The organism is Acinetobacter sp. NRRL B-65365 (assembly GCF_001605865.1).
Lineage (GTDB): Bacteria > Pseudomonadota > Gammaproteobacteria > Pseudomonadales > Moraxellaceae > Acinetobacter > Acinetobacter vivianii.
Map to the genome: position 1 here is coordinate 68,093 of NZ_LRPD01000009.1, position 13,783 is coordinate 81,875.

General features: G+C 41.9%; 11 protein-coding genes. 2 read left to right on the forward strand and 9 right to left on the reverse strand.

The genetic code is table 11. From position 1 onward, the window contains the following. Positions 1-55: 55 nt before the first annotated feature. The 9 genes from AWW72_RS05985 to AWW72_RS06025 all read right to left on the reverse strand — a co-directional run bounded on the left by AWW72_RS05985 (position 56) and on the right by AWW72_RS06025 (position 10,701). Positions 56-2,473, reverse strand: coding sequence for a penicillin acylase family protein (locus AWW72_RS05985; protein ID WP_155858544.1), 2,418 nt, complete (start codon positions 2,471-2,473; stop codon positions 56-58). Positions 2,474-2,797: 324 nt separating this feature from the next. Continuing rightward, positions 2,798-4,207 (reverse strand): MFS transporter, encoded by a 1,410-nt coding sequence (locus tag AWW72_RS05990; RefSeq protein WP_062846722.1) that lies wholly within the window; start codon positions 4,205-4,207, stop codon positions 2,798-2,800. 157 nt (positions 4,208-4,364) lie between these two features. Continuing rightward, positions 4,365-5,147: a 3-oxoadipate enol-lactonase gene (pcaD, locus tag AWW72_RS05995; protein WP_062846723.1), complete on the reverse strand. Its 783-nt coding sequence runs from the start codon at positions 5,145-5,147 to the stop codon at positions 4,365-4,367. Positions 5,148-5,163: 16 nt separating this feature from the next. Beyond that, a complete protein-coding gene (pcaF, locus tag AWW72_RS06000) occupies positions 5,164-6,372 on the reverse strand; it encodes a 3-oxoadipyl-CoA thiolase (RefSeq protein ID WP_062846724.1) in 1,209 nt (402 codons plus the stop codon). A gap of 404 nt (positions 6,373-6,776) precedes the next feature. After that, a complete protein-coding gene (locus tag AWW72_RS06005; RefSeq protein WP_062846725.1) occupies positions 6,777-7,430 on the reverse strand; it encodes a 3-oxoacid CoA-transferase subunit B in 654 nt (217 codons plus the stop codon). Between the two features lie 2 nt (positions 7,431-7,432). After that, a complete protein-coding gene (locus tag AWW72_RS06010; protein WP_047432077.1) occupies positions 7,433-8,116 on the reverse strand; it encodes a 3-oxoacid CoA-transferase subunit A in 684 nt (227 codons plus the stop codon). Positions 8,117-8,246: 130 nt separating this feature from the next. Further along, entirely contained in the window at positions 8,247-9,167 is a 921-nt protein-coding gene (catA, locus tag AWW72_RS06015) for a catechol 1,2-dioxygenase (RefSeq protein ID WP_062846726.1), read from the reverse strand. Positions 9,168-9,286: 119 nt separating this feature from the next. Beyond that, positions 9,287-9,577 (reverse strand): muconolactone Delta-isomerase, encoded by a 291-nt coding sequence (gene catC, locus AWW72_RS06020; RefSeq protein WP_004771121.1) that lies wholly within the window; start codon positions 9,575-9,577, stop codon positions 9,287-9,289. Between the two features lie 14 nt (positions 9,578-9,591). Next, entirely contained in the window at positions 9,592-10,701 is a 1,110-nt protein-coding gene (locus AWW72_RS06025; protein ID WP_004771122.1) for a muconate/chloromuconate family cycloisomerase, read from the reverse strand. 104 nt (positions 10,702-10,805) lie between these two features. Between AWW72_RS06025 and catM the strand changes: the two genes are divergently transcribed. Next, positions 10,806-11,723 carry a cis,cis-muconate-binding transcription regulator CatM gene (catM, locus tag AWW72_RS06030; protein ID WP_047432085.1) on the forward strand — a complete coding sequence of 306 codons (918 nt, stop codon included), beginning with the start codon at positions 10,806-10,808 and terminating at the stop codon, positions 11,721-11,723. Between the two features lie 540 nt (positions 11,724-12,263). Next, positions 12,264-13,559 (forward strand): serine hydrolase domain-containing protein, encoded by a 1,296-nt coding sequence (locus AWW72_RS06035; protein WP_062846727.1) that lies wholly within the window; start codon positions 12,264-12,266, stop codon positions 13,557-13,559. The last annotated feature ends 224 nt before the right edge of the window (positions 13,560-13,783 follow it).

Sequence of the window (13,783 nt, forward strand, 5' to 3'; positions counted from 1 at the left end):
TGTCATTTTAGAAATAACAAACCTCAGTCTTTAAAATGAAAATTGGACTAAAAAGTTAGTAGTTTAAAGTGATGCTTTGTTGAGTTGCTTGGTCGATTTCCTTTTGACTCACTGCATCATCTTTACATTTATAACTTTCAAATAAAGGCAGTTGATCTGCAAAATGGGCATCAGTTTTTCCATTTTGATTGATAAAGCCACTTTGACCAGGCGCTAAAATTGAACACATGCTGACTTGATTTGGATTTAACACCACTCTAAACGTAGCACTTCCCGTATTTCCATAAGTACTGAGCTGTTGTTCATGTGATGGATCGGCCCATGGAATACCGACGGAATTTTTGCTAGAAAAGCCCATGGTTGCGACTGGAATTTTCCAGTCATTCGGGTCAGTAGAGTGATACTGTTTTGAAAGTTCAACTAGTGCATTTTCTAAAGCTTTTAATACAATATCATCTGCTGTTTGTCCTTTTAAGAAGTCAACATTCTGGGGAACGCTTGCCTGTTTTCCTTGCAGGGCATTCCAGATTAATTTTGATGCGCTGGCAGGCTGTGCACTTCGTGGATCATTATTGACCGGATAAAGCGTATCGGTATAACGCTGATAAATACTTTCTGATAAGTTTGGTTTTAACACCAAGAAAATCATCTGGTTCAGCCATGCACGCATAATCGCTGGCGCTGCACCCTGATAATATTTCCCTTCACGATCTGGGCGTAATTTTAGATCCCATTCTGCCAATAGCGGTGCGACTTTTTTAGCCTGTGTCGAGGCTTTGTCACTTTGTGCGGCTTTGATTATAGAGGGAATAAAATAGCGTGCGTTTAAATCCGACCAAGCACCTATTTTATTAATGTCCCAAATCTCTTGCTGGCTTAACTTTGGTTTACTTTCCAAAGGTTCGATCAGTTCATTGACACGATCAACATAAGAGAAATTCGAAGAGTCAGAACGTAAAGCTGCATATGCTTTATTATTCCAACTGCTGATATAACCTTTTTCAGGATTATATTGTTTTGGATTATGCGAGAAATCGTAAAAACCCTGCCATTCCATTGAACCATCGCCAAGTGCAGGAAGTTGAATATGCTGGTTTTCAGGGCGAATCGGTAAACGTCCCAACGCAGCGACCCCAATATTGTTTTTGGTATCGGCATAGAACCAAGTAATAGAGGCCGCGACACGTTTGGCTTGAGCAAGAAACTCATCCCAGTTGGTGGCCTTGGCTGCATTGGCCCAGCCTAATAAGGTTTCAATTTCTACACCTTCCCAGCTACGTTTTTGAGCATAGGCGGTGTGATTTTTTTCATCCCATGTGCTGACAAAGCCTTGTTTGCTCTTATAAACATCTAAAATATGGTCGGCCTGATTCTTAACTTTTATTTTTACTTGCTTGTGCTCAAATGGAATATAAGCGCCTTTGTATAAATATTCTTTTGAATTGCTTGGATTTAGCGTGAGTTGGTAAACATCGTTAGTATCGAGTGAGCCTACCGTAGAACCCCATGCGATTTTGCCATTGGTGCCAAATAAAATTGCAGGTAAACCGACAGGGGTAATACCTGTTAGGTCATAGCCTGCGCCGTGTAGGCCAATTGCATAGGTAATGGCAGGGGTATACCAGCCTTGTTGCGGGCCATTATATAAAACAGTCTGACCCTCAATGGTCTTATCTCCCTTTACTACCCAAGCATTGCTGGCTGTTGGAACACCATCAATCACGCTTTTACCCAGCGCAATACGTGCTTGTGCCAAATATTTTTCTGCTGCCTGATTGGAGATAGGCAAAACCTTTTTCGGGATAGTTTGCTGTCGTGCTGAAAATTGTGGAGCTTGTTCAGATTGAATAATTGTTGGTGCTTTTGGATCATCTAGCCAGCGTAATTGTTGATAGACTTTAAGCCCCTCAGCTTGACCTTTTTCTTTTTGTAGTTGGGTGAGCAAGTCTAAGTTTGAAACTTCTGAACTTGCTGAAAAGAAGCGATTGAGAATGAGACCGACCCAAACCATTGCTATGTCTTCTGTTTCCCAGCTTGAGGGTTTAAAGCCATAATCAACAAATTCTTTTGGCATGAGTGCTGGATTGGCTAAAACTTCTTTGACGCGTTTATTGAAACCTGCCGCATAACCCTCAAAAATTGCACGGTCTTCGGGGGAGAGTCGCGCAATTTGTTGTCTGATATTTTCAGGGTTAAAGCGACTATGGGTTGCAATATCATATTGCACATAATCGGGACCCAATACTTCAGCGACCGTGCCTAAACCTGTACGTTTTGACATTTCCATCTGAAATAAACGATCAGTTGCGACGGCATAGCCATAACCGTAAAAAAGTCCATAACTATCTTTTGCATAGACATGGGGCGTACCAAAGTGATCTCGCTTAATTGTGATTTGTTGTGGATGAGGCGTTGTTTCTAAATTTGAAGGTGAATTACATCCTATGAGCAAAGTACAACCTAACGCTAACATTCCATTTTTAAGCAAAGTAGCGCTATAGAGGGGGCTATGATTGATCAATTTTAAATATCCTTATTGTCGTTATCGTTTCAAAGACATGACTTGAAAATCTTCTGTTGAAGGGAGTGAAATACACCGCTGAACATACCTTGTTCATTGAATAAAATTATGATGATTTATCTATGTAATTTTCCATTACCTTGTGGGTATATCTTTATACTTTATGAGACAAGGTTTTATCGGTTTCGAGAAATTCATTTAAGAAAAATAATAGATCAAACAATCATCTGCTTTTTGCTCGGGGCATTAAGATGATTGTTTGACGAATGAGCAGAACTAACACATCAATTTTTTAGCTAACCGATCTGGATTCAGCAATAGGATATTGAGAATCCCCACCACAACCAGATACAAACCAATAGAGCTAAATCCCTGATTCATGCCTATCGTTAAATTTTCTAACATCTGTGGACTGAGTGGAACGCCTTTGCCTGGGTTGATATAACCTGCATGATCCATCAAATATCCAATCATGGTTGGGGAAATGATTCCGCCTATAGAGGCGGTTGCCACCAGTGTTGCCATGACTACGGCACGTTGTTGCGGGCAAACACTATAACTGACCGTCATGGTCGCCAGCGGAAAACACATGGAAAATCCTGCTGCAACCGTGATCAGGATCAGATTGAGACTTCCCGTTGAAAAGGGGAGCAAATAAAAGGCAGCACCCGAACATAGAAGTAGTAAGCCAAAAATAACACCAAAAGCAATATGAACACTTTGTCCTTTTTGTAGAAGTACTTTTGAAATATAGCCAGCAAGTGCCAAGGTGAGGGCGCCTAAAATCCACGGAAAGCTAGAAATAAAGGCAATCATTTCAGGCGAGAACTGATGGATGGATGCAATATATTTAACTGCCCAAGTGGTTAAAAATCCTAAAGACCAGAAGCAGCCCAAGCCAGCGAGGAAGGCCGCAATAAACATTTGAGAAAAAAAGATTTTGAAAATTGGGACGGGTTTTAATTGATCTACAAAATCTATGATACTTTGGCGACCGGTTTTAGCTTCTTTGCTTTCTGTCATAGAAGAAGTCGCTGAATTTTTGGCTTGATGAAAATGACTATAAGGGCCTTCTTTACAGATACAACGCCATAAAAGACTCCAGATGATGCCAATAATACCCAGAAAGCCAAAGGCCCAACGCCAGCCCCAATCTGGATGCGCAATGATATAGGCCAAAATAGGTGCCGCAATAATTGGCCCAAGCATGGTTCCTGAAGCAACAAGGCTACTTGGAAAACCACGGGCACTGGGTTCAAACCAACCCTGTACATGGGTTAATGAAATGGATGAAGCAGGGCCTTCTGCTGCACCGAGTACTATTCGTGTGATCAATAAGGTTGTTAAACCACCACCGAATAGCATAGGGAACTGTAACAGTGCCCAACTTAATCCCATGATCAGAAGTAACCAGCGGGTTTGAACTTTTTCTGCAATAAAGCCAACGGCGATACCCGAGATTGCGAACAAAAAGAAAAAGGCACTGCCAATAAAACCAAACTGGGTCGCCGTGAGCCCTAATTCAGCCATGACGGGTTCGGCAACAAGCCCTAAAACAGCTTTATCCGCAAAATTAATCATCTGAAATAGCACTAAAAGTGCCGTAATTAGCCAAGCTTGTTTCAGATTTGAAGAGAAAAATGAAGGTGCTGAAACAGTATGATGTTGTGGGTTGTTGTTATGCATTGCATGATCCTTATGCAGCGACCAAGGCACATCGGTCAAAAAATAATGGCTTACGATTGATTTAAATAAATATATTTCTATGGCAAAGCTTATTCAGGTGGAGCGTGTTTTTAGTGCTACGATCTTGCGCTGCTTATGAAGCAGCGCTTTGTTTTAATTAAGTTGTAGTAATAAAATCGAACACTGCCTGATTGAATGCATCGACCTGTTCAATATTCGAAATATGCGAGGCATTGATTTCTACTAACTGGGCATTAGGAATCTGCTGTTGCATAAATTGCCCATCTGCAACTGTAGTGACAGGGTCTTGTGTTCCAGCAATAATTAAAACAGGAATAGGGATCTCTTTGAGTTGATCACGAACATCCGCCTTAGCCAAAGCCTCACAACAATTGGCATAACCCATTGCGCTGCCAGCACTTAAGTCGTTACACAAGTTATTGACAATCGCCGTTTGGCTTTGGATAAAGGGATCTGTAAACCATCGAGATGCGGCAGTCGCTGCGATGGGTTGTAAACCTTGTTCTCTAACTAATTTTGCACGATCCAGCCATGCTTGTTCCTGACCAATTTTTGCCGCAGTATTGGCAATGATCACATGACTAAATCGATGTGGATAATGAATCGCAAGCCATTGACCCGTTAAGCCACCCATGGAAATTCCACAAAAACTGGCTTTTTCAACCTTCAAATGATCCAGTAAACGGATGACATCTTCACCCAGTTGTTGCAGGGTATAAGGATCTTGCGGCGTTGATGATGCACCATGACCACGTGTGTCATAACAAATCACATAAAAGCGTTCTTTAAAATAATTGAACTGCTGTTGCCACATCCCGTAGTTGGTCCCCAAAGAATTGGAAAATACCAGTGCAGGGGAGTTGGGATCTCCAAAAGTTTGATAATTGATCTGTGCATCGGCAGACTGAAAAACTGACATTACTCTTCCTTAATTTTTAATCAACACGTTGAATAATCAATGCAATGCCTTGACCGACACCGATACACATCGAACATAAGGCATATTGTCCCTTGATCTGTTCAAGCTGGTTTAAAGCTGTGGTCACTAGACGCGCACCAGACGCACCCAATGGATGACCTAGGGCAATTGCACCGCCATTCGGATTGACGCGGGCATCATCATCTGCCAAACCTAAATCACGGGTGACTGCCAAAGCTTGTGCAGCAAAAGCTTCGTTTAGCTCAATCACATCCATTTGCGCTAAAGAGAGATTGGCTTGTTTAAGTAGTTTCTTGATCGCAGGTGCAGGTGCAAAGCCCATAATGCGAGGTTCAACACCCACTGTGGTGGCTGCAATGATTTTGGCGCGTGGTTTGAGTTGATATTTTTCGACGGCTTCGTCCGAAGCAATCAATAAGGCAGCAGCACCATCATTAATTCCAGAGGCATTACCTGCTGTCACTGTGCCTTCTGCTTTCACCACACCTTTAAGTTTGGTTAAAGCTTCTAAAGTTGTTGATGCACGTGGATGCTCATCCGTATCCACCACAATGGCATCGCCCTTACGCTGTGGAATCGTTACAGGGATGATTTCACGGGCAAAGAAGCCTTTGGCTTGTGCAGTTGCAGTACGTTGCTGGCTGTTTAAAGCAAACTGATCTTGATCAGCACGGTTGATATTGAATTGCTCTGCCACGTTTTCCGCAGTTTGTGGCATGGTGTCCACGCCATACATTTCTTTGAGCTTTGGATTGATAAAACGCCAGCCCATGGTGGTGTCTTCAATCTTTTGGCTGCGACCAAATGCACTGTCAGATTTTCCCATCACATAAGGGGCACGGCTCATACTTTCCACACCGCCCGCAATAATCAGGTCAGCTTCGTTGGCTTTAATGGCACGCGCAGCCATGGCAATGGCATCCAGTGATGAACCACATAAACGGTTCACTGTGGTTGCAGGCACTTGATAAGGTAAGCCTGCCAATAATGCTGACATACGTCCAACATTACGGTTATCTTCACCCGCCTGATTGGCACAGCCATAGATCACATCATCCACTTGTTGCCAATCGACACTTGGGTTGCGTTGCATCAAGGCCTGAAGTGGGATGGCTCCCAAATCATCTGCACGTAATGGTGCAAGACCACCTGCATAACGACCAAATGGAGTACGGATGGCATCGATGATATAAGCGTTTTTCATTTTAAATCTTGTCCTTTACTTCGGGCCTTTCAGCCATTCTCAGTCATTATTTCGCGATGGCGACATGGATGTCGCCTGTTGGACTGTGGTATATGGATATACCATCAGTCCAACAAAGGATTTTTGTTACTTTTTATCCTTAAAAAGTAAGGCATTGCCTATACAAATGATTTTCGAAAATCACTTTCATTTACAGGCAGTGACGGTAGTAGCACTGGCCATTAATTAATAAAAGCTTGGTACGACGGAGTCTTAAGGTGTTTAATCCCATACCAACAGCTAGTTTTCGTCACTTTTTCCTTTTAATCCTCCCTTAATCCCTCCTTTAAAAAGGAGGGAGACCTCACTCTATTGTTTAGGTGAAGTCCCCCTTAACAAAGGGGGATTTAGGGGGATTTCAATCCTTAAGCTTGAGTCGCATCAATCAACTGAGCACCCGTCAACGCCTGTAACTCCTCAAAGCTCAGACCATCCACTTTCTCAATCACTTTTAAACCATCTTGAGTCACATCAATCACACACAGATCGGTATAAATTCGATCGACACATTTCAACCCTGTTGCTGGATATGAAAGCGATTCAACAATCTTCGGTTCACCTTGCTTGGTGGTGTGATCAGTGGTGATAAATACTTTCTTGGCACCTACCGCCAGATCCATCGCCCCACCCACGGCAGGAATCGCATCCGCTGCTCCAGTATGCCAGTTGGCTAAATCACCATTGGCTGCCACCTGGAACGCACCGAGTACCGCAATATCCAGATGTCCACCACGCATCATGGCAAAGGAATCACCATGATGGAAAAAACTGCCACCCGTCAGCATGGTGACGTATTCTTTACCTGCATTAATCAGCTCAGGGTCTTCTTCACCTTTGGCTGGTGGCGGACCGAATGCAAGTAGGCCATTTTCCGAATGCAGGAATACATCTTTGTCTGCTGGAAGATAGTTTGAAATCTTGGTTGGAAGGCCGATGCCGAGATTGACATAAGCACCATCTGGAATATCTTGTGCGACACGTTCAGCAATCTGGTCACGGCTTAATTTTTGATAGCTCATGTTTATGCTCCTGCGCCAGTCGTCGCATCAACTGCGACCACATGCTGTACAAAAATCCCAGGGGTAATAATGTGTTCAGGATCAAGCTGACCGAGTTCAGCTAGTTCAGAAACCTGTGCAATGGTGACATCCGCTGCCATCGCCATGATCGGGCCAAAGTTACGGGCTGATTTGTTATAAACCAGATTGCCCCAGCGATCGCCTTTGTGTGCCTTGATCAGCGCGAAGTCTGCTTTGATTGGGTATTCAAGCACGTAGTCTTTACCATCGATATGACGGGTTTCCTTGCCTTCAGCCAAAAGCGTACCGAAACCTGTTGGGGTAAATACCGCACCTAAACCCATGCCAGCAGCCTGAATACGACACGCCAGATTGCCTTGTGGCACCAGTTCCAGCTCAATCTTGCCTGCACGATACAGTTCATCGAAGACCCATGAATCAGACTGACGTGGGAAGGAACAAATGATTTTACGTACTGCACCTGTTTTAAGCAGTTTGGCCAAACCATAATCACCGTTACCAGCATTGTTATTGACGATGACCAGATCCTTGATCCCGAGTTCGATCAGTCCATCAATCAGTTCAGCGGGTTGTCCTGCGGTGCCGAAGCCACCAATCATGATGGTTGCTCCATCCTTGATCTGTGACAGTGCCTCGGTCAATGAGAGCTTACTTTTATCAATCATAAGGCCAACCTTTGATACATGTTTTTAAATTTCTATACATGCCTGTTTTCATCAAAACTTTCATCACACGCGATGCATAGAAATTTAAAAACCGTGAGCTAATGAATAGCTCACAGTCATTTTTAGGGGATTAAGCACCAACACGACGACGTTCAACTTCTGAACTCGGCGCACCTGCATGTTCTTTAACCAATTCGACATTAAAAGTAATGTGCTTGAATGGCTTGTTGAGACCACGACGAGCAATTTCTCCTTCATCTGTTACATCAACAGCAGTTGCGATAAGACCTTCACGTGTTGCAAATGCGAAGTCATCCCATAGGTATTGATCGCCTTCAATATTGAACTGCGTGGTTAATTTGCGATAGCCCGGCGCAGAGACAAAATAATGGACGTGAGAAGGGCGGTTACCATGACGACCTAATAGGTTCAGTACCGCTTGCGTAGTACCTTCTGGTGGGCAACCATAGCCTACAGGCATGGTGGTTTGTGCGACATAGTGACCATTGACATCAGAAAGAATAGTACGGCGTAAATTGAAGTCTGATTGCGATTTATCAAAGAATGAATAATTACCTAAGCTATTGGCATGCCACACTTCGACTTTAGCACCTTCGATAATATTGCCTTCAGGATCTGTCACTGTGCCTTCAATAAATAAGGTATCCACTTTGTCTGATTCAGAGCCATCATCCATACGGGCAAAACCAACAGATTCAGGTGCACCTGCGACATAAAGTGGGCCTTCAATGGTACGTGGTGTGCCACCCGTAATGCCTGCTTTGGCATCTGCTTCATCGGCACGTAAATCAAGATAATGCTCTAAACCTAAGCCCGCAGCCAGTAAACCAAGTTCATTGGCCTGACCTGCATCGGTAAAATACTCAAGACCTTTCCACAGTTCACTTTGCGAGATGTCCAGATCTTCAATTGCCTGAAAAAGATCACCGAGCAGACGAACTACAATTTGTTGTACACGTGGATTGACTTCACCTGTCGCGGTATCCACATTCATTTTTTTAACCAGTGCATCGATTTCTTGACGGTTCATACATATTCTCCTGAAGTATGATAATTTTTGGTGGCTAGCGAACTGGCTATTCTGCTGGTTCCTTGGCTCGCCACATTCCTTGTTCAAATTCTGTTTTTAACTTTGCCTGCTATGCGCGTTTAGCTGTCATCTTCACGAATGGCAGAGGGATGGCGATTTAAAGCCATCACTTCAATATTCATGTAGGGATATAAAGGCAGTCCCTGCAAAATAGTGTGTAATTCCTCATTACTTTCCACATCAAAAATACTGATGTTTGAGTATTGTCCCGTGATGCGCCAGATATGACGCCATTTACCTTGACGCTGTAAGTCTTGTGAATAAGCTTTTTCCACGGCTTTAATTTCATTGGCTTTTTCAGCTGGCATATCGAGGGGGATCTTTACATCCATTCGTACTTGGAAAAGCATGTCAACTCCTTGAATTATTGACGACGCAGGTTGTCGATTTTGTCTTGATCCAGTTCAATGCCGAGGCCAGGACCGGTTGGAATCTTGAGTTCAAAATTGCCATATTGAAGTGGTGTTTTTAAAATTTCTTCCGTGAGTAGCAGTGGGCCAAACAGTTCCGTGCCAGCGGCTAAATTGCTAAAGGTAGAGAATGCATGTGCAGAGGCAATGGTACCAACAGGCCCTTCAAGCATGGTGCCGCCATAGAGGTCAATCCCTGCCAGATTAGCGACTTTTGCAACGTCGCAGGCTTCGATCAGACCGCCAGATTGTGCAATTTTTACCGCAAACACTGAGGCTGCATTCGTCTTTGCCAAACAATAAGCACTTTGCGGCCCTGTTAACGATTCATCGGCCATAATGGCAATATCAAACTTGCGAGTTAGGCGTTGCATGGCATCAATATTGTGAATTGCACACGGTTGCTCAATCAGATCAACACCGCCATCCTGAAGCATTTGAATCCCTTTAATCGCATTCAGTTCAGACCAGGCACGATTGACATCAACACGAATTGAAACATCCTTACCTAATGCCTTTTTAATGGCCAGAACATGTTCAACATCTTGTTCCACCGGACGTGAACCAATTTTTAATTTGAAAATATTATGGCGCTTTAGCTCAACCATTTTTTGTGCTTCAGCAATATCTTTTTCGGTATTGCCAGAAGCAAGCACCCAAAGTACAGGCACGCTATCGCGTAAGCGTCCACCGAGCACTTCACTGAGTGGCAGCCCTAAACGTTGTGCCTGAATATCTAGCAAGGCTGTCTGGATGGCGCATTTGGCAAAACGGTTACCATTGATATTTTGCTGAATAATTTTTAGGGTTTGAGCCACATTAAAACCATCCAGCGTTTTTAACAATGGCGAAAAGTACTGCTCAATATTGGTTTTGACACTTTCAGGACTTTCTTCCCCATAACCTAAACCACCAATGGTCGTCGCTTCACCCCAACCAATAAAACCATCTGCTGTCGTGATTTTAATCAGTACTAAGGTTTGGGTTTGCATGGTTGCAACCGCCATCTTATGTGGACGGATGGTTGGAATCTCGACGAGTAAGGTTTCTATGGATTTATACATCTTTGGTATTTCTTCAATCTTTGCCTATTTACATACCCTAAATTAATGTAATATTTAGAACTAGGCTGAATTTGGTATTTTTAGATACTTAAAAGGTATATTAAATGGAATTAAGACATCTTCGTTATTTCGTGACTGTGGTAGAGGAACAGAGCATTACCAAAGCGGCGGAAAAGTTATGTATTGCGCAGCCACCTTTAAGTCGGCAGATTCAAAAACTGGAAGAAGAACTGGGTATTTTGTTATTTGAACGTGGTTCGCGACCTGTGAAAACGACTGAAGCAGGTCAGTTCTTTTATCAGCATGCGGTACAGATTTTGACGCATACCGCCCAAGCAGCCTCTATGGCAAAACGCATTAGTACGGTTAATAAGATCGTCCGTATTGGCTATGTCAGTTCATTGCTATATGCATTGTTGCCACAGGTGATTTATTTATTCCGCCAAAATCATCCCGAGATTCAGGTCGAGTTGATTGAACATGGCACTAAAGACCAGATTGAAGCATTAAAACTGGGCAAAATCGATTTGGGATTTGGGCGATTACGAATTAGTGATCCTGCAATTAAACGGATTTTATTGCGCAAAGAAAAGCTCAAATTGGCCATTCATAAAAATCACCATTTAACCCGTTTCATCGATCAGGGCATTTATCTGTCCCAGATTATTGATGAGCCTATTTTTTCTTATCCAGCCACGCAAAAGCCAAACTTTTCAACTCTGATTCAGTCGATTTTCACGGATTTGGGACTGGTACCTAAAGATATGGTTGAGGTTCGTGAAATTCATATGGCTTTAGGTCTGGTCTCCTCTGGTGAAGGTATTTGTATTATTCCTGAGAGTGCCAGTGACATTGGCATGAAGAATCTGGTCTATATTCCTATTCTGGATTTGGAGGCATACACTCCAATTTCACTGGCCGTACGCAATATGGATCAAAGTCCGTATCTTCCTCAGATTCTGGAATGTATTAAACAGGTATTTGAAGAAGAAGGGATTCCGATACAACTTGATGGTGATTGATGCAATCTCAAAAAATCAATTATTCAGGAGCGGTCATAAGGACCGCTTTTTTGATGCAGTACGATGATGAGCACAATAAAACCAGACTTAAAAGGTATAACTATATACTTCACTATGCATAGAAAAATCACATTAATTATTCAAATAATAAAATTAAGTCAACTACTCGTATTTCAATATTTCAAACAAGTCATTTGTATTTGATATACAGAACAATAGCTTTGGGTTGGTAGCGCTCTATTTAACTTGGAAAATGATGTTGCTCTTATATTAATCATAAAAATGAATGAGTTGTGAAGTTTAACCAGCCACAATTAAATGATGACGATATTTTTGAATAGATCAATTGAATAGAAATAAGAATGAAATATTTTCTATTCTTTAATCCATATTTAAATTTCAAGTAACTAATTTTAAAAATATTTTTTAATGTGTCTGCAAACCAGCCAATGATAACCGTTTTATAGGAAGATCACGGACGACAATGTTGTGGCGAATGGTTGAGTCAATTAACTAAAAATCTACTAAGGGAAAATAGAGATGAAAATCGCAAAAATTAGTTTACTGTTGGGCGGTATGATCGCCAGCAGTATCACATTTGCGGAATATAGTTGTCAGCAGCTTGGACTAAAAGATTGTCCTACGACAGTCGATCAGGAATTACCTAACCCACATGAAATGCTCACATGGACACAAAAACAGCGGGTGATTGGTTTCCGAAATACCTTCCGCATTTATGATGGCAGTGTTTTTCATCCAGATCAGAAAAATGTACTGGCGTTACCAAAGTTAAAGAGTGGAATAACAAATAACGATATCCATTATTCTGTCGACGGTAACAATTACCGTTTAAATGATTATCTAAAAAATCAAAATGTTGCAGGTTTAATTATTTTAAAAGATGGCAAGATTGCCTATGAATATTATGCACATGGCAATGATGAGACAACGCTATGGACTTCACGTTCAGTTGCGAAATCTATAGTCGCAACATTGATTGGCGTTGCCATTCAACAAGGAAAAATCAAATCAGTAAATGATCCAATCATTCAATATTTACCTGATTTAAAAGGAACGGCATGGGAAAAAGTGACACTGAAACAATTGATGCAACATACCTCCGGCGTTGAATGGAATGAAAACTATAAAGATCCAAATTCAGATTTTGCAAAGATGACCTATTGTGAGGCTGTAAAAGATCCTGAAGCATGCGTATATAAAAATGTGAAACATCTGAAGGCTAAATATAAGCCAGGAACAGTTTGGTCATATAATACGGGTGGCGCATATCTTGTCGGTAAAGTATTAGAAGCTGCAACCCATGAAAATATTGCTAAATATCTAGAAAATAATGTCTGGAAGCGTGTCGGTATGGAGCGAGAAGGCGTATGGCAATCTTATGAACGCAATAAGATTGATATGGGCGGGCATGGTTTTAATGCAACTTTGCGTGATTATGCACGTTTTGGGCAATTTATCTTAAATGAAGGTCGTGTTTCTAATGGAGATAAAATGCTGCCTGAGAATTGGACAGCACAAGCGACTCAATGGAATCAGGCCAAAGGCTCAGTTACTAAAAATTATCCAAAGGGAACGTATGGTTTTCAGTGGTGGAATTCACAAGCCAAGCGAGGTTCACCTTTGACTACTCCGCATGCTGACTCAACATTCTGGGGCCTTGGAATCTTCGGACAAATGTTAGGAATTAACCCGAAAGACAAGATTGTCATGATGCAATGGAGCACATGGGAAACAGCACTACCATCAGCCCAATTAGATAATGAAAAAAGTTTATTCTTCAATGCCGTAAGCAAGCATCTGACAGAGAAAAAATAACAGAGAATAAAGACTATTCTTTATTGGGATAGTCTTTTAATTTCTATTGCTTCAAAGATTAAGCATTGTTGCAGTATTTAAATACCTTGTATGCATGACGTGGAGTCGATATGACTTAAAAGGTATAACTATATACTTCATTATCTATGGAAAATTACATTAATTATTCAAATAATAAATGCAGCTTAGACTTTTCTTTAAATATATTTTATTGGATTTCGGAT

Excerpts from the sequence above, each read along its gene's own strand:
- AWW72_RS05985 (WP_155858544.1), bottom strand. The coding sequence starts at position 2,473 with ATGTTAGCGTTAGGTTGTACTTTGCTCATAGGATGTAATTCACCTTCA.
- AWW72_RS05990 (WP_062846722.1), bottom strand. The coding sequence starts at position 4,207 with ATGCATAACAACAACCCACAACATCATACTGTTTCAGCACCTTCATTT.
- pcaD (WP_062846723.1), bottom strand. The coding sequence starts at position 5,147 with ATGTCAGTTTTTCAGTCTGCCGATGCACAGATCAATTATCAAACTTTT.
- pcaF (WP_062846724.1), bottom strand. The coding sequence starts at position 6,372 with ATGAAAAACGCTTATATCATCGATGCCATCCGTACTCCATTTGGTCGT.
- AWW72_RS06005 (WP_062846725.1), bottom strand. The coding sequence starts at position 7,430 with ATGAGCTATCAAAAATTAAGCCGTGACCAGATTGCTGAACGTGTCGCA.
- AWW72_RS06010 (WP_047432077.1), bottom strand. The coding sequence starts at position 8,116 with ATGATTGATAAAAGTAAGCTCTCATTGACCGAGGCACTGTCACAGATC.
- catA (WP_062846726.1), bottom strand. The coding sequence starts at position 9,167 with ATGAACCGTCAAGAAATCGATGCACTGGTTAAAAAAATGAATGTGGAT.
- catC (WP_004771121.1), bottom strand. The coding sequence starts at position 9,577 with ATGCTTTTCCAAGTACGAATGGATGTAAAGATCCCCCTCGATATGCCA.
- AWW72_RS06025 (WP_004771122.1), bottom strand. The coding sequence starts at position 10,701 with ATGTATAAATCCATAGAAACCTTACTCGTCGAGATTCCAACCATCCGT.
- catM (WP_047432085.1), top strand. The coding sequence starts at position 10,806 with ATGGAATTAAGACATCTTCGTTATTTCGTGACTGTGGTAGAGGAACAG.
- AWW72_RS06035 (WP_062846727.1), top strand. The coding sequence starts at position 12,264 with ATGAAAATCGCAAAAATTAGTTTACTGTTGGGCGGTATGATCGCCAGC.